We start from the raw sequence: 15972 nt of genomic DNA on the forward strand, positions 1-15972 counted from the left end.
TCCACCTTTTGAAATAGCTTTTTTGCATTTTCGAACACACCTGAGGGAGTGTTTCCAGTAGTTTCGACGCACGATAAAAAAACGTGCATTCCTACGCGCATGCCTTCAATGTTCGGCGCTGCAAAGGAACGCATATGCTAATATCCAAAAAGAATAAATTTATCTTTGTGCATATTTTTAAAAATGCAGGCACCAGCATCAATGCTGCATTGCGTCCGTTTGCAATGAGTCCCTGGCAATGGCAAATTCAAAAAAAACTCAAAGAAGCAAAAGTCCCCTCGCCATTTTACGACCCGCACCCCTTCGACCCGCACAGCAAAGCGTCCGAAATAATAGATCTAATAGGGCAAGAGACTTTCGATTCGTATTTCTCTTTCGCAATCGTGCGAAACCCATGGGACTGGCAGGTTTCGCTCTACACCTACATGCTGAAATACGAAACGCACTATCAACATGAATTGGTCAAGAAACTTGGAAGCTTCGAAGAATACATAAAGTGGAGATGCGCCGAAGACGTTCGGTTTCAAAAGGACTTCATTTATTCGGAAAGCAATGAATTACTCGTAGACTACGTTGGGCGCTTTGAAAATCTGGACGAAGACTTTCAGCAAATTTGCTCACGCATCGGCGTCACGGCATCGCTTCCCAAACTCAATAAATCCAATGCGAAGCCATACCAGGATTTTTATAATGACAAAACCAGAGAGCTGGTCAGGGATACCTTCAGTGCAGATATTGAACTGCTCAACTACGAGTTCTGATTCAGCAATGAGCATAATGCAAAAAGCCGCCGAGTCATTAACCCGGCAGCTTTGCAATACAAAGTAACGTTGGGGCTACTTGCGTTTTCGCAGCCGCGCAAATGTCAGCATGGCTAAGCCAAGCACCAGAGCATAGGTCGTTGGCTCTGGCACATTGACTGGCAGGCTGAGTGTTCCCGTCGATATGTTGCCCTCGCTATCCTCGAACTGGATGGCAATGCCCGAGAAAATGTCGGGTTGATACGCATCGTAAGTGATGTCCAAGAACTCGCCGTTGAAGTTTGAGCCGAAGTAATCGATGCCGGTGATCATCCCCATGTCAAAAGTGATGAAGGGATCGAGGTCATCAAAGAGGTCGAAGTAAACCAATTCGCCAGCCGTAAACTGAAAGCCGAGATCGTCGATGACTCCATCGTTGATCGTCAGCGGATTGGTGTCCGCCGTGCCTGCAGTCATACCGTTGTCTTCCACCACGATAAAACCACTAATCTCTGTGCCCGAAAGCGGGCCGGAATTGAAGCTTCCCGTAATCGAATCAAGCTGGATCAACCCAGCTGTCGCCATCGGCGCAACCAAGGCAGCCGAAGCTAAAAACAGGATGTTTTTCATGAGTATCAATATTGAATTTTAAAAGGAAGATGACGGGCCCGCATCGCAGCCAGACCCGCCATCAAATGATAAGGCTTAGATGCCAGACTCGATGCTGTAGAGCGTGACCGTGCCGCTGATTTCGTTGGCGACAGCAATCGTGGCGACGCCCAGCGGAGAATCTTCAGCAGCAATGAACTCGATGCCTTCCGGGCCGAGGTCGCCGGCTTCTTCCGTGTCCGCGTCGACCGTGTAGTTACGGTTGCTGACGTAGGCGTGGAAGATCGGCGTGCGCGGATCGGTGACGTCATAGATCATGATGGCGCTCTGGCGCTCAAGGCCGAGGAACGCATAGGTCTTATCGCCAATGGCGCCGACGGTCAGCGCTTCGGGCTCCACACCCTTGGCGTCCGAGCGAGACTCCAGCGAATCGTTGTCATCATTGCCCGAGTGGAACACCGTGGAAAAGAGCGAAGCGGTAAACTCGTCGAGGTCGCTGTTGCCATTGGCGCTGGTGCCGCCAACTGCGCGGAAACGTCCGACGACCGGCGCTTCGTAAACCGACATGGAACGCCCACCAAACACAACCGGTGTATCGATGTCGCCATCGCGGTCGAGGTCGGAAGCAACCAGGTTGATTTCCAGGCGACCGAGTTGGTCATCTTCCTGCAGCGGGATCAAAACACCGGCCACCGCTGGGTCGAAGACGTAGTCTGTCTCACCGGAATCGCCAATGTCCTTGAAGCGAAGTTCTTCGTAGTCGCGCGCGTCACCTTCGTTCGCGGTGAGCAGGTAGTTCACGCCGTTGTATTCCACAAACGCGATGGAGTCAGGCTGAGGCAAACCGTAGAGGAACGGCTCAACAGTGACGTTGATCGGCTCGTTGTCATCACCTTCGTCGCGGTCGCTGGCGTCGAGCGGAATGACCGAGTGGTTAATCGTGCCCAGCGGCAGGATGTTGCGCACCGCGTAACGGTTGAGGTCGATAATCGCAACCGCGTTGGCTTCCTGCAAGCTGACCCAGGCTGTCTCGCCCGATGGATCAATGGCGATGTATTCCGGCTCAAGGTCTTGTGAGACTGTTTCCGCCAAGCCGACATCGATCTGCGTCATGAGGATGCCACGGGCGCGGAGCACGTCTTCGCGACGGTCCCAGCGTTCGAAGGTAACTTCAGTGTGCGTCGCCACTGCGTAGCTGCCATTGAAGTCGATGATCGAAACCGAGCCCTCTGGATTGTCCTCACCGACCATTTCACCTTCGTTGGCCACGACGAGTTTGTTGCCGTCCTTGGTGAAGGTGAGCATGTCGGGCAGGTAACCTGCGGTGATCGGGCTGCCAATCATGGTCAACGTTGTCGGGTTGTGTAAGGTCACAACGCCACGGCCAGCAACGCCGCTTTCGTCGGACCAGGCAATGGCCACCACGTCACCCAAGGGACCACTGAAGGTATCCACGCTGTTGGGCTCAAAATTCGCCTGCGGCGCAACGATGGAATCCGTCTGCGGCAGCTCGCCACTGGATGGGTCGCTTGCGTCGAGCACACGGACAATAGCCGCGCCTGGAGCGCTGCTGACCACGAAAAGACGCTGCGAACCAGCGTGGTAGGCTACGATTTCCGCGCCTGCCTCATCGAAGAGACCAGAGTTGAAGGTCGCCACTTTGCTCAAGCGGAGGGCGCCGGGCGGAGCGGTCGGAATGTCATTGCCCACTGAATCGAAGCGCCAGCCGAGGTTCTGCACACGGGCGTCTTGAGCCGGGTCGAGTTCTGCTTCGCTGTAGGCCAGCTCAGCCGCGCCGAAGTAAGCGCCGAGGTATTCCTCGATGGCTTCGACTTCGCCAGTCTCGAGATCGACCAAATCGAGGCCCAGCGCCGGGAACGGATAACCGTCACCGCCTGTGGCGCCCGGAGTGCCGAAGTTCGCAACACCCGCCAGGAAGTCGAGTGTGACGACCTTGAACTCCTCAGTCTGTGCGCCACCGATGAACACGCCGTCTTCGAAAAGCACGCGCGTCACACGGCCATTGAGTCCCATCAGGGCAAACGAACGAATGGAAGCAGGCGTATCGATGCCCTCATCGTATTCATTGTTCTCGTTCACATCGACCACCGGATAGTAGGCAAACTGCAGACCGCCAACTTGTGGGTAGCGGCCTTCAGTGCGATCACCGAAGCTGCGGGAAATCGAATACTCAAGGACGTCGAGAATGTCCTGACCGGAGAGCGTGAAGGTCACCAGGCCGTTGTTGAAACGCAGCACGTTGGCAACGTCCAACTCCGAAATTGCGCCAATGGGTTTGCTCGCCGCAGGGTTTCCTTGAGGCGGTAACAACGCGCCAGTGATGCCATCGACCACACCAATCGGCGTGCGGATGCCGCCACCGTTCTTGAAGGAAATCACCACGCTGGAATCAAGCTGCTGCGCCTTCCAGAGGTTGGCGTCGGCGGAGAGATTTCCGAGGTTGGTTTCTTCCGTGCGCACACTGCCACGCTCACCGTCGAGGTATTGCGAAGTGTAGCCGTAGATGTTGCCATCTTGTGCGAGCACGATGCCTTCGACTTCATCAACCAACGCCTTGACCAATGCGCCGCGGCTGTCGCCAGCAAACGGATCGACGAGGTTGCCCCAAAGGCTTTCCACCATTGCATCCGTGGAAGCAAGCGGACCGTTGATCGTGTCATTCAAGTCGGCGACCACGACGAGACCATCCACGTCAAACGGCACATTCAAGCGACCGAGGTAGCTGTATTCACCATCGGTGCTAACGATCAGTGTCGTGTTGTCGTTCAAGTCCTGCACTTGCACCGGGTAAACATCGTCGGCGACATCACCCACGCGCAGGATGTCGTTGCCATCGGCGAGGAGTGTGTCGGAACCGCCCGCAATGATCACGTCGACATCGGTCAGCAAGGAAGCAAGTTGCTCTTCGAGCGCGATCTGCTGAAGGTGCGTAACGAGGATCACCTTGTTCACGTCGTCACCCGTATCAGCCACGCCGTCCAAACCAAGGAGAACCTGGTCAATGACTGGCTGAAGCTGGCTGGCGAGTAAGGGCATGTCGTTATCCATGGCGCCAGTTACCTCTGTGCCGCTTGGTGAGGAAATAACATTTAAACGTTGAGTCGTCGCGCCAACCACGCCAATGCGTTCGCCATTCACGGTGATGATCGCGGCTTTGCCAATCTTGGTGGAGTTGTATTGGCTTTGCGGGAACTTGTTCAGGTCCAGCGGATCGAAGGCGAAATCGTTGCCGTCCAATATGTCACCCACGACGATGCCGCTCAGGTCCGCGTCAGCAGAAAAATCAAGGTTCGCCGAAAGATACGGGAAGGTCGTGCCGGGCCATTCAACTTCCGGCCCAACAATGTTCGATGAGTCGTCAATCACATCGTTGTCGAATTCTTCTTCAATCAGGTCGCGCAAAGTTTCGGAGCCAAGGTCAAACTCGTGGTTGCCGAGAGCGGATGCATCGAAACCAACGATGTTCATGATCGTGATATCGATCGCTCCGTTGCGGGTTTCGATTTCGCTGCCCTCAACGCCATCAGTCAGCGAGATGCCAAACAGCGCCTCGTAGGCGTCGCGCAAATCGTCTTCGAGCGAGAAGTCGCTGGATGCGCTAAAGAACGGCCCAGGGATGATGTTGTCACCGGCGGACAGGATGATCGTGCCATCTGCGCTACCGGGATTTTCTTCGCAGAACTGAGCCAACGCCGCAAAGTTCGGCGCACGCCCAATGGCGTCAATGCCGCCTTCGAGGTCCGAAGCGTGCAGCACCTGTAGCGTGAAAGTCGTTGCGCCAGCACGCGTATTTTTGCTCGGAGCGCTGCTGGAGCGAGCCGTTGCTTCCGGCGCGGAGTAGGTCGTAACCGAACTGGTGAAACCGCTCGCAATGGTGACCGACCCCGTGCTGTAGACGATGATCTTGCCACTGGCGGGAAGCTCCGAACCCTCGCCAAACGAGAAGGCTGGCTTGGCGTCAGTCAGAGTGATGTGGATCGTGCCGTCTTCGATCCAATAGTCCGCTTGTTCACTCGCGCCGGAGGCATTTTCCAAGGCGATGGTTAAGCCGGACAGATCGTAAGTTTTACCAGCGTCATTGACAAAAACGGTCATTCCGTCTTCAGCGTTTATCGTAAGCGCCGGAGCAGAATCCGTGGTTTGCGCCTGCAATGCGGGCAGCGCAAACGCCGTCAGGGACAACCCTGAGAATAGTGCAGTCGTTAGGATTTTCATGCTAATGGGAGTTTTGATTCCAAAAAGCCGTGGTAGCTTTTCGGCGGTATTCAAAGCCCTCCATTCCACATCCGGTCAACACCACATAGTGTTACACGCAGTTAAGATTTCGCAACGCAATGTTAAGGCGTTGTTAAGATCCTTTAGGGGCCAAGGATTCCAGTCGATTGACATTTTTTACGATACAACCACCTAAAGTCACACTAAGGTGAAACTGTAACTTGGATGTCGAAAAACAATGTTTCACCTTCGTAAACGACAGAAGCAATTCTGTAACCGAACTCATCTTTCGGACTGATTTCAACGCCATCACCCGTCCATCCAATTAAATCACTAGACACTCTAGGTTGATAATTCACCCCAACTTGATCTGCATAGTAGCGGATCTCAAAAACATCATCCGAATCAGTCACGCCATGCTCAAACGATAAAGCCGAAAGTGGCGGAACGTTGAATGCATAGCTCAGCGCAATTCCTTGTGGAGCTTGCTCTGGATGCTCCAGAAGACCGGCGCTGCTCAGATAGTTTTCCAACAGCCATTGTTTAGGGCGATCCAACTCACCGAGGTCAAATGTCTCAATCGAGTAGCCCGATGCATATTCCCACTCGGGGCTCATAAACCCAACCGCATCACTGAAAAAATACGCCGTCGACGCGCTGCCCAGCGCATTCGCATCCAGCAACGGCGCATCGCCCAGGAAGTAGATGGAATCAAGCACAGCGTTGTCCGCAAATACATTTGGATCAATGAAATCAATGGACGCTGGCGCCACGACACGCTCCAGCGCACAGCCACGAAAGGCAGACTCAAGCAACAGTGAAACGCCTGATTCCAAGGTCAACGTTTGCAGCGAAGCGCAACCTTCGAAAGCCGACTCCCCCACTTCCAATACGCCGCCCGGAATCGTAACTTCCAGTAGCGCAGTGCAATTTCGAAACGCGCCTTCGCGGATAAAGAGCAGCTCAGTCGGCAGCTCAATTTGAGTGATGCCGGTATTGCCCGCCAGGGCGGCGACATCGATCTCCGTCACGAGCTGACCGTTGATTGAATCGGGAAATGCCACATCGCCGCCAACGCCGGTGTAGCCCGTAATGATCGCTTCGCCAAACTGAGTTTCGTAAGTGAAGTCTCCGAATTGCGCGGCACGCAAGGAACCTGAGAACGCGCATAGCATGGCGACCATTAAGCCCGCCGATTGAGGGTTGAGTGAAGCGATCATCCATTGGCAATCGCAAGCTTACCAACCCTCTGGCAAATCAAAAAAAGCAACGATTCAGTAAACGTGAAATGGCGTTTGTGTAAACAAACCTGAATGCTAGCTCAACTTACTTTGCAGTGCAAAGTTTACGACTATTGCGCCCAACTGGGCAACTCATTGAGCACCACGCCAAACACCGGAACCAGGATCAGGTAGACGAGTGCGGTGATGATAAAGATGCCCATAACATTCAACGCGAATCCGCCTTTCACCATTTCTGGAATCGTCACCTTGCCGGAGCCAAAAACGATTGCATTGGGGGGCGTCGCCACCGGCAGCATGAAGGCGCAAGAGGCCGACATCGCAGCTGGCGCAAGCAACAGCAACGGACTCTGCCCCAGCCCAATGGCCACTCCCGCCAGCACGGGCATGAGCAGCGTAGTCGTCGCGGTATTAGAGGTCATTTCCGTCAGGAACGTCACCAAAGCCGCCAGGCCAAGGATGATGATGAGGATCGGCATTTGCTCCAAAAAGGAAACTTGGTCGACCGTCCACGCGGTCAAGCCCGACACCTTGAAACCTTCCGCAAGCGCCAGCCCACCGCCAAAGAGCACCAGCACGCTCCAAGGCAGTTTTACCGCCCATTCCCAATTCATCACAAAGATGCGTCTTTTGAAATCAACCGGGATCAAAAACAACGCAATGGCGCCAGCAATCGCGATCGTCGAGTCCTTCACCATGTCCGTAATCGGGAACCACTTGGCCACCCACGAGCGCATGATCCAGCAAACGGCAGTGATGAGAAAGATGATCAACGTGTAGCGCTCGCCCTTGCTCATCGGGCCGAGCAATTTTATCTCTTCATTGATGATGTCATCACTGTTCGGCAAGGCCAAGCCTTTCATGGGGTAGGCAAAGCGCGTGAGCCAAATCCAGGATAGCGGAATGAAAATCAGGACCAGCGGCACGCCTACCGCCATCCATTTCATGAAAGAGATTTCGTAGTTGTAAGTGTTGGAAAGATAACTGGCGAGGACGGTGTTTGGCGGTGTGCCAATGATTGTGGCAATGCCGCCAATGGACGCCGCGTAGGCAATGCCGAGCATTAAATTCGTCCCGAATGCATCAATGGATTTTTGAGGCACATCGAGCTTGAGCGCCGAAATTTCGTCCGTGGCCTGACTAATGATCGCCATGCCAATCGGCATCATCATGACGGCGGTTGCGGTGTTGGAAACGAAAGCCGACAGCACTGCGGTCGCCACCATAAAGCCCAACACCAGACGACTCGGCGAAAAGCCTATGACGTGAATAATCACCAGTGCAATGCGGCGGTGCAGATTCCATCTTTGCATGGCGAGTGCGATCACGAAACCGCCCATAAACAGGTAGATCAAATGGTCGGCATAAGGCGCCGTTGATTCCTGCGAGGACATTACCCTCAGTTTTGGAAATAGGACAATCGGCAGCAGACTGGTTATTGGAATCGGTATCGCTTCGCTGATCCACCATATAGCCATCAGTGCGGCTACGGCGGCCACCCGCTGCCCTTCCACGCTCATTCCATCGGGCGTCGGAACCAGCAATATCGTCAAAAATACAACCGGGCCCAGAATAAGCCCAATGCCGTGTCGCAAGCTGTGGGACTGCTCATCGGGGGTCTCGGACTGTTCAGTAGGGGTAGGAGAATTGGCCATGTAAATAGAGCTTCGGCGAAAGAATTAGATTAAGCGCACTGTTTCAAAATGATTTCTAATGCGTGTCGAGCAAAAGGGGGAAACCGATACACAAAACCGTAATCTCTTGTTTGATTAAACACTTTCAGCTTGCACCGCCTTTTTGACCAGCGTAACGATGCCAGCATGACAAATCCCCTGACTCCCCATGCCCTCTGGACCCAAACCCTGACAATGCTGGTGCTTGCAGCCCCCCTTTTGGGCGCGGCGCCGAGCCTCAAACCTGGCAGCGCGCCGCTCTCGATTGATGTCGGCGCCGGCGAGGCTCTGGTCGATGGCAAAAACGTCCGCGTCCAGCCAACCACCATCACCGTTGCCCCGCCCAAGTCCAAAGCGGCATCCAAGACATTCATGACGCCGGACAACCACCAAAAGTGGTGGGACGGCTGGCTCCCCTGGCAGGGGCAAAATCCCAAGAAGAACCAAAACGGCGCCATCACCTTTGCCCCCAAAGCCGATGAAAACGGCGTGCTGATGCTCGGCCTGCCCTTCCGTCAATATCCGGCGGAATCCATTGTCGTCAAAAGCGCCGACGGCTCCACTACTTTTACCCGAGACAAAGATTACCTCGTGCTGGATGACTACGGCCAAGTCGCGAACCTCAACAATGGTCTGGGTAAACCTGGCGAAGGCGAAGTGACGGTGGACTACGTGGAAGTCATGCAGCGCCTGGACCTCCTGCAAGTCGATGCATCGGGCAAAGTCTCGCTCAAGCAAGGCGAATCTCGCTTCGTCTGCCCCTCCCTGCCAAAGCCCGACTTTGGCTGCGCTCCCTTGGCCGGCATTTACATCGCGCCCTGGCAGCAGACCGATGCGCCACTGGCTGCTGACCTAATCCTGCCCATCGACGCCCAGGAGCCCATCGCCCCAATCAACCCAGACGCAGTGTCCAAAACGCGGGCCAAACTGGAAGCAGGCGAGCCGGTTTCCATTGCCTACATGGGTGACAGCCTAACGCTCGGCGCCGAAGCAGGCAAGTGGTGGAGCGACAACACCAAGCATTGGCGAGGACGCTTTGAAAATACGCTTAAAGAACGTTATCCAGACAGCGAAATTTCTGAAGTCGCCGCCTGGCAAGGAGGCAAAGGCACCGAGTACGGGCTGCAAGTGTTGAAAGACACCGTCCTCCCCGCCAAGCCCGATTTGCTCATCATCATGATGGGCGTCAACGACGCCGATGGCCCCTCCGACGGCAGCAAGGCCAAGACGCCAGTCGATCAATACGCCCAGAACATAGAGCAAATCGTTTCTGCGGCGCAGGACGCCGGCATTGAGGTCATTTTAATGACTTCCATGCAGCCTTATCCGATGAAACCAGGCGGGCACGCCGAACGCTGGGCAACTTATGTCGCCGCACAAAAGGAAATCGCCAAACAGCACAATGTGGGCCTCGCTGACACTTACGCGGAGTGGCTGAACCTCCAACACCGTGGCATCCCGCCATACTCACAACTGCACAACTGGAACAATCACCCAGGCGCGTTTGGTCACGGGGTGATGGCGGATGTCCCGCTCCGCTTTTTCCCCGGTAAGTAGCTTTCATTCGTAAGCCCCCCAATGAAAGACCGTCGGCGTAATCCGGCGGTCTTTGCTTAGGCGCCCACGAGCAGCTTACGGGCGCGCTCGAGGTCAGCCATGGTGTCCACGCCAATGGAACGGTAATCCGTCTCCACCACGGTGATGTCGAACCCATGCTCCAGGAAGCGCAGTTGCTCAAGCTTTTCAGTGGTTTCCAACTCCCCTGCAGAAAGCGTCGGATAGCGGGTCAATGCCTCGCGCGTGTAACCATAGACGCCGATGTGAGCCCAGAACTTTTGTCTGGCCAGCCAATCGCTTTCCGGCACGTCACGTACAAACGGAATCGTGGCGCGGGAAAAGAGCAACGCCCGCGATGCGCCGCCTCGCGCCACCTTGACGATATTGTGATTGAACAGCTCTTCCTGGTTCGCAATGGGCCGCACGGCTGTCACCACATCGCCGCCAGCGTTCGCTCGGGTTTGCACCAACGCCTCCAGCAACTCGGGCTCCATAAACGGCTCGTCGCCCTGCAAGTTGATGATAAAATCGCCCTGCAACTCAGCCAGCAAATGCGCCGCGCGAGAAGTGCCGTTGGGGCATTCCCTAGGGGTCATTTTGACGACGGCGCCCCAGGCAAGGGCTCGCTCAGAGACTTCTTCCGAATCCGTGGCGATCACGACTTCGACGGCGCTTTTTACCGCCATCGCGCGCTCCCAAACCCATTGCAGCATGGGCTTGCCGCCTAAATCGAGCAATACTTTACCCGGGAGGCGGCTGGATTCCAATCGCGCTGGAATAACGATGCTGACCTTTTCTTTTTGCATGGAAAAATAGAGTGATTTACTTATATCAATAGTGGAAATTTTAAATCTGAAAGTGCACAAATTTCTAAATCACTTGACTAAGACACAAGCCTAAGCCGTTTTAAACGGCCTTCGTATTCCCACCCAATGAACCAAATTGTTCCAATTATCTTCTGGTCGATCAAGGTCGCCATTCCCACGATTCTCTTTCTAATCGGGGTGAACCTCCTCATCGTCAGCCACAGCAAGTGGGAAAGTCTAGTTGGCCGCATAGTCGGCATCAATGATCTGGAAATTTCGAAAACTGGATTCATCGTCTTGAAGGTGTTTGCGCTCTTGTTTGTGAGCGCTGCGCTGGCGATTGTCTACGTGCTTTTCATTAAAGAGTAAATCGCGGGCCAGTCCGGCTTGCCCAAGGGCGTGCGGGGCAATTGCGCCACGGGGCGCCAATCTTTGGGACGCATTTCGGGCAGCAATTCAGCCCGGGCTTTGGCGACTAAGGCTGCCTCGCTGGCCGAGGTTTCCACGACCGCGGTGACCGCCTCCCCCCACTCACGGTGAGGAGCGCCAAAGACCACGGCGTCCTGAATCTCAGGCCACGCCAATAAGCGCTTCTCCAGCAAATCCGCATCGACCTTGCGCCCACCGGTAATCACGAAGCGCCCCGCCCGGCCAGATACTTTTAAGCGACCACCGACGAGCTCGCCGCGATCCCCTGTATCCCAATATGCGTCACCGCGCGGCGCCTCGCCCCAATAGCCCTTGAAGAGCGCCTCGCCACTGAGGTAAATTCGTCCGTCGCGCATCTCGACGCGCCAATGCGGCAAAACTTCGCCCAGAGAACAATCGGCGCCGGGCTCCACCTTGGCCAGCGCCACCGTCGCAGCAGCCTCGGTCAACCCATAGGCCGTGTAAAGCGGTATACCCTCTTCGATCGCTTCCTGCAAAATTTCAGGCGCACTCGGCCCTCCGCCAACCAGCACTGCGCCACACTCCCGCAACCAATGCCCCCCCTGGTCCAAAGCGCGCCTTAGCTGGGCGCCAACTACCGAACAATGCGCATGGCGCAGATTAAATCCAGCAGGCGGCTGCTCTTCCAAGCGCGCATCGCAGAGCCAGAGTTGACCGCCAGTCCAGGCCGCACGCAGCGCCAGCATCAGCCCGCCAATGTGGCAAACCGGCAGTGGACAAATGACGTTCAGCGGTTCGCCTCCCCAATAAGTCAGGTAGCCATCCACCGAAGCTTTCAGCGATTCGGTCGTGTGGACCGCAAACTTGATCCGCCCGCCGGTGCCGCCAGTTGGGATCAGTAAGCGGCCGGGGTAGTCAGCACAAGCCGCGCCCGAGACATCCAGTTGCCTAACGGGCGCCACACCCAGAACGGTAAGGTCTGCTGGCATTTGCCTATAGGCTTGCGCCCACTCCGCAGCTCCCCATTGGCTGTTCGCCAAGAAAATCCCGCGCTGCTGCGGCATCGCTGCCGCCAGATAAGCGAGGAACACAACACGGTCTTCAGCGCAAATCAGCACATGCTCCCCGCCCTTGCTCAACTGCTGACCGGCGGCTACGTAGGCGTCCAGAAAACGCTGAACCTGCTTCGGGTCCGCCAGCCATCGGCTAACCAGCTTGGGCGTGAACCTGCTTAAAGCCGTTCCCATACCTCTTGTTCGATGCCGTTGGACCAGTCCGCATTGCAAAGCTCCCAGCCAATGCGCATCGGGCACAGACCGTCTTCCTCCATCGCCGAGCTCACGTCCAACCCTGCGGGCGCCAATGGCGGCCAATCCAACGCCGCCAATTCCCAAACCGCCTTCAAGCCGATCGCAGTCTCAAATGCCGTTGAGTAAACCACACGCTGTCGCTGATGCCCTGTCCGCCAGCGCAAAAACTCACCGCGCGACCCGAGCAACGAAGGTTTCACCACAAGCGTCGCCTGGGGAAAGCGCCGCGCCACATCCTTGAGCGTTTCCACGCCGACGACCGATTCATCCAGCGCCACATTCACGCCCAAGCCATCGGCGCGGTCAAACATCTCACGCTCCCGGCCCACCTGAAGCGGCTGCTCGATGTAGTCCACCACTTGGCGATGCGCGGTGCACCAGCTCAGCCAAGCCGTGTAATCGTCGTCGCTCAGCCCGCCATTGGCGTCAAACCGCAGGCGGACGCCCTTGGGCAGCTTCGCCATCAGTTGATTGGCCAGCTTGATTTCATCCACGCAAGGCAGGACGCCGATTTTCCATTTATAAGCCCGGCGACCGGAAGCCATCTGCCGCGAAAGCGTGGCGACAGCCTCCTCCCCCGCAGGCAATAACCCGGCAATCGGCACCCGCACTCCGGGTAAAGTGGGATCGACGAGCAAAGTGAGCGCGCACTCCAAGGCCCACCGCAATGTGGGCGCCTCAAGCTCTTTGAGAAGGCGCGGCTTAATGTAGGGCTTGAGCGAATCGAGTCGGAGCAACTCCGCTAATGGCGGCGCGTCCGCCTCGCTCAGCTTCGCGCAAAACCACGGAACTGGCGCGATTTCACCGTAGCCAACCCGGCCATCCGCCGCCTCCACGCGGATGATCACGCCCTCCCGATGCGACCACTCTCCATGCGCAGTTTGCAGCGGTTTTTTGAACCGCCGACGGTATGGCCGGTAGTCGAACTTTAGGTCTTGATCGGGTGAGAGTGGGGTCATGGAGAATTACGAATGCTTTTCACTTGCCGAGGTTAGGCGCGAGCCCATAATCCCCAACGGCAATACACATTGCCATGAGCGAAACCATCGACCAAGCATTTTACAAGAGCGCGGATGACTTTTTTACGGCCCAGGCCGGCATCGCCCTCACCTATGACGACGTAACGCTGGCCACGCGCCATTCAGCCGTTCTGCCGCGCAACACCAACACGGAAGTCGAGCTGTCCTCCGGCCTGCACCTGTCCCTGCCCATTATTTCGTCGGATATGGACACCGTCACCGAGGCCAAGATGGCCATCGCCATGGCCACCAACGGCGGCCTCGGCCTCATCCACTACAACATGAGCGAGCGCGAGCAGATCAAGCAAGTCGCCCGCGTCAAAAACAACATTCACGGCCTCATCCAGGACCCGATTAAGATCGGGCCCGACGCCTACATCGCCGACGTCCTCGAAATCATCGAGGAAAAGGGCTACAAGTTCAGCACGTTCCCGGTCGTCGAAGACAGCGGCAAACTCCTTGGGCTCCTGCCCGGACGCGTCGTCAAAGAGCGCTACCGTGACCGCAAAGTCATCGAGGCCATGACGCCCCGCGCCGATGTTTACACGCTCTCGGCCTCCAAGATCGAAGACGACCCCATCGCCGCCGCCGACCAGTTTTTCAACGACCACCTGGGCATCCACAAGCTCCTCGTTGTCGATGACAACGACCACCTGCATGGCCTCTTCACGCTGAGCGACATCGAGCGCATCAACGACGAGCAACGCGCCAACATGAAGCCTGCGCGCGACAGGGAATTCCGCCTCGTCTGCGGCGCCGCCGTCAGCGCCCCCCGCACCAGCGAGGGCGACCTCGACCGCGACCGCATCATCGGCCATGTCGGCGCCCTAATCGACGAAGGCCTCGACGCCGTGGCCATTTCCACCGCACACGGCCACAGCGAAGGCGTCGGCCAAGCCATTCGCTTGATCCGCAACGAATTTAAAGACCTGACCATCATCGCTGGCAACGTCACCAGCGGCGAAGGCGTGCAATTCCTCGCCGACGCAGGCGCCAATGCGATCAAGGTCGGCCAGGGCCCGGGCTCCATTTGCACGACGCGCATCGTGGCTGGCGTGGGCATTCCACAGCTCACCGCGCTCTATGTTTGCAGTCAGGCGGCGAAAAAACACGGCGTCAAAATCCTTGCCGACGGCGGCATCACCAAGAGCGGCGACATCGTCAAGGCCCTCACGCTCGCCGACGCCGTCATGTGCGGCAGCCTGCTTGCTGGTTGCCGTGAGGCGCCAGGCCAGATCCTCGAAATCGACGGCAAGCTCTACAAGCAATACCGCGGCATGGGCAGCCTCGAAGCCATGAAGGCTGGCAGCGCCGCCCGCTACGGCCACGCCAGCAAGGACAAGAATCGCAAAATCGCCGCCGAGGGCATTGAAGCGCTCAAGGAAGTTTCCGGCTCCGTCGACTCGGTGCTCGATCAGCTCACCGGCGGCCTCCAAAGCGGCATGGGCTACCTCGGAGCCCGCAACCTTGCCGAGCACAAGGAGCGCGCCCGCTACATCCGCGTCTCCCCCGCCGGCCAACGCGAAAGCTCCCCCCACGACGTCGTCGAAGTCAAAACCAGCAAAGAATAGCAGCGTCCCGCTGCACCGATAGATTTTTGCAGGGCAAAAAATGGCCAACCATACCGGGAGTAACGCGACCTTGCATGTCTATCCCGGGATGGGGGCCACAGCGGCAATGTATGCGGACCCGGCTTGGCAATCGCTGACCGGCGTAATCTACCATGACTGGCCGGAATGGCGCGGTGAATCCACTCTGGAGCAGTGGGCGTCCCGATTAATCACCGAGCACAGCATTCAGGAAGGCGACATCGTTTGTGGTTCGTCCTTGGGTGGAATGGCGGCTGCGGAAATTGCCAATCAAGCGCCAGTCGGCGGTTTGATTTTGCTCGGTAGCGCCCAGCACCCTGACGAAGTTTCACGATTCCTGTCATTGATACATCCGCTGATCGATCTGGCGCCGGTTTCTTTTGTCGCCCAGTGCGCTGGCAAGGTTCCCGTGGAGCTGTCCACCATGTTTGCCGAGAGCAACCCGGCCTTCATCCGCTCCATGTGCCGCGCGGTCTTTCAATGGCGCGGCATCCAAACGCAGCCGCGCCTTTTGCGCATCCACGGCGCCAAAGACCGCATCATCCCCCCGCCGCCCAAAGTCGACCTCCTGCTCGATGCTGGACACTTGTTGGCTATGTCGCATCCCGCCGACTGCGCTGACGCAATCCGCCAACGGAAGTTCTGGCAGAGCTAGCATTACTCGGCCCGAGAAATGTGCTTCAGGCACATTCGCTTGAACGCGCAACAACTGTTTGTGCTCAGAAAAAAATATTCACACGTTCACTATTTTCCGCTTGGCAAATTGTGCAATTTAAGTATTATTACGTTCATCTCTCCCAAA

12 protein-coding genes are annotated in these 15972 nt (G+C 56.6%); 5 read left to right on the plus strand and 7 right to left on the minus strand.

Going from position 1 to position 15972, the window contains the following annotated elements; genetic code table 11:
• Nucleotides 1–134: 134 nt before the first annotated feature.
• A complete protein-coding gene (locus RBB63_RS09140) occupies nt 135–761 on the plus strand; it encodes a sulfotransferase family 2 domain-containing protein (protein WP_309383358.1) in 627 nt (208 codons plus the stop codon).
• Nucleotides 762–836: 75 nt separating this feature from the next.
• Here the strand turns inward: RBB63_RS09140 and RBB63_RS09145 are convergent, their stop codons facing one another.
• The 4 genes from RBB63_RS09145 to RBB63_RS09160 form a co-directional block, all read right to left on the minus strand.
• Nucleotides 837–1370 (minus strand): PEP-CTERM sorting domain-containing protein, encoded by a 534-nt coding sequence (locus RBB63_RS09145; protein ID WP_309383361.1) that lies wholly within the window; start codon nt 1368–1370, stop codon nt 837–839.
• Between the two features lie 75 nt (nt 1371–1445).
• Complete coding sequence (locus RBB63_RS09150) at nt 1446–5585, minus strand: choice-of-anchor I family protein (RefSeq protein ID WP_309383363.1); 4140 nt, start codon at nt 5583–5585, stop codon at nt 1446–1448.
• Nucleotides 5586–5788: 203 nt separating this feature from the next.
• Nucleotides 5789–6805 carry a leucine-rich repeat domain-containing protein gene (locus RBB63_RS09155; protein ID WP_309383365.1) on the minus strand — a complete coding sequence of 339 codons (1017 nt, stop codon included), beginning with the start codon at nt 6803–6805 and terminating at the stop codon, nt 5789–5791.
• Nucleotides 6806–6936: 131 nt separating this feature from the next.
• Nucleotides 6937–8481, minus strand: coding sequence for an SLC13 family permease (locus RBB63_RS09160; protein WP_309383367.1), 1545 nt, complete (start codon nt 8479–8481; stop codon nt 6937–6939).
• Nucleotides 8482–8646: 165 nt separating this feature from the next.
• Between RBB63_RS09160 and RBB63_RS09165 the strand changes: the two genes are divergently transcribed.
• The gene (locus RBB63_RS09165) at nt 8647–10056 is read left to right on the plus strand and encodes an SGNH/GDSL hydrolase family protein (RefSeq protein ID WP_309383369.1); all 1410 of its coding nucleotides are present in this window, start codon (nt 8647–8649) and stop codon (nt 10054–10056) included.
• A gap of 56 nt (nt 10057–10112) precedes the next feature.
• Here the strand turns inward: RBB63_RS09165 and kdsB are convergent, their stop codons facing one another.
• A complete protein-coding gene (gene kdsB / locus RBB63_RS09170) occupies nt 10113–10862 on the minus strand; it encodes a 3-deoxy-manno-octulosonate cytidylyltransferase (RefSeq protein ID WP_309383371.1) in 750 nt (249 codons plus the stop codon).
• Nucleotides 10863–10988: 126 nt separating this feature from the next.
• Here kdsB and RBB63_RS09175 point away from each other — a divergent pair, with 126 nt between their 5' ends.
• Entirely contained in the window at nt 10989–11231 is a 243-nt protein-coding gene (locus tag RBB63_RS09175) for a hypothetical protein (protein WP_309383373.1), read from the plus strand.
• Here the strand turns inward: RBB63_RS09175 and RBB63_RS09180 are convergent.
• Entirely contained in the window at nt 11207–12499 is a 1293-nt protein-coding gene (locus RBB63_RS09180) for an AMP-binding protein (protein ID WP_309383375.1), read from the minus strand. The two genes, RBB63_RS09175 and RBB63_RS09180, sit on opposite strands and share 25 nt — an antisense overlap.
• Nucleotides 12484–13521, minus strand: coding sequence for an o-succinylbenzoate synthase (menC, locus tag RBB63_RS09185; protein WP_309383377.1), 1038 nt, complete (start codon nt 13519–13521; stop codon nt 12484–12486). Before menC ends, RBB63_RS09180 begins: the two co-directional genes overlap by 16 nt.
• Nucleotides 13522–13595: 74 nt before the next feature.
• Here menC and guaB point away from each other — a divergent pair, with 74 nt between their 5' ends.
• Both guaB and RBB63_RS09195 read left to right on the plus strand, forming a co-directional pair.
• Nucleotides 13596–15152, plus strand: a complete 1557-nt coding sequence (gene guaB, locus RBB63_RS09190; RefSeq protein WP_309383379.1) for an IMP dehydrogenase — start codon at nt 13596–13598, stop codon at nt 15150–15152.
• Nucleotides 15153–15192: 40 nt separating this feature from the next.
• On the plus strand, nt 15193–15825 hold the full coding sequence (locus RBB63_RS09195; protein ID WP_309383381.1) for an alpha/beta fold hydrolase: 633 nt from the start codon (nt 15193–15195) through the stop codon (nt 15823–15825).
• Nucleotides 15826–15972 lie beyond the last annotated feature (147 nt).

Source organism: Cerasicoccus frondis (assembly GCA_031296915.1).
Classification (GTDB): Bacteria; Verrucomicrobiota; Verrucomicrobiia; order Opitutales; family Cerasicoccaceae; genus Cerasicoccus; species Cerasicoccus frondis.

Excerpts from the sequence above, each read along its gene's own strand:
- kdsB (WP_309383371.1), bottom strand. The coding sequence starts at position 10,862 with ATGCAAAAAGAAAAGGTCAGCATCGTTATTCCAGCGCGATTGGAATCC.
- RBB63_RS09165 (WP_309383369.1), top strand. The coding sequence starts at position 8,647 with ATGACAAATCCCCTGACTCCCCATGCCCTCTGGACCCAAACCCTGACA.
- RBB63_RS09140 (WP_309383358.1), top strand. The coding sequence starts at position 135 with ATGCTAATATCCAAAAAGAATAAATTTATCTTTGTGCATATTTTTAAA.
- RBB63_RS09150 (WP_309383363.1), bottom strand. The coding sequence starts at position 5,585 with ATGAAAATCCTAACGACTGCACTATTCTCAGGGTTGTCCCTGACGGCG.
- RBB63_RS09160 (WP_309383367.1), bottom strand. The coding sequence starts at position 8,481 with ATGGCCAATTCTCCTACCCCTACTGAACAGTCCGAGACCCCCGATGAG.
- menC (WP_309383377.1), bottom strand. The coding sequence starts at position 13,521 with ATGACCCCACTCTCACCCGATCAAGACCTAAAGTTCGACTACCGGCCA.
- RBB63_RS09195 (WP_309383381.1), top strand. The coding sequence starts at position 15,193 with ATGGCCAACCATACCGGGAGTAACGCGACCTTGCATGTCTATCCCGGG.
- RBB63_RS09180 (WP_309383375.1), bottom strand. The coding sequence starts at position 12,499 with ATGGGAACGGCTTTAAGCAGGTTCACGCCCAAGCTGGTTAGCCGATGG.
- RBB63_RS09145 (WP_309383361.1), bottom strand. The coding sequence starts at position 1,370 with ATGAAAAACATCCTGTTTTTAGCTTCGGCTGCCTTGGTTGCGCCGATG.
- RBB63_RS09175 (WP_309383373.1), top strand. The coding sequence starts at position 10,989 with ATGAACCAAATTGTTCCAATTATCTTCTGGTCGATCAAGGTCGCCATT.
- RBB63_RS09155 (WP_309383365.1), bottom strand. The coding sequence starts at position 6,805 with ATGATCGCTTCACTCAACCCTCAATCGGCGGGCTTAATGGTCGCCATG.
- guaB (WP_309383379.1), top strand. The coding sequence starts at position 13,596 with ATGAGCGAAACCATCGACCAAGCATTTTACAAGAGCGCGGATGACTTT.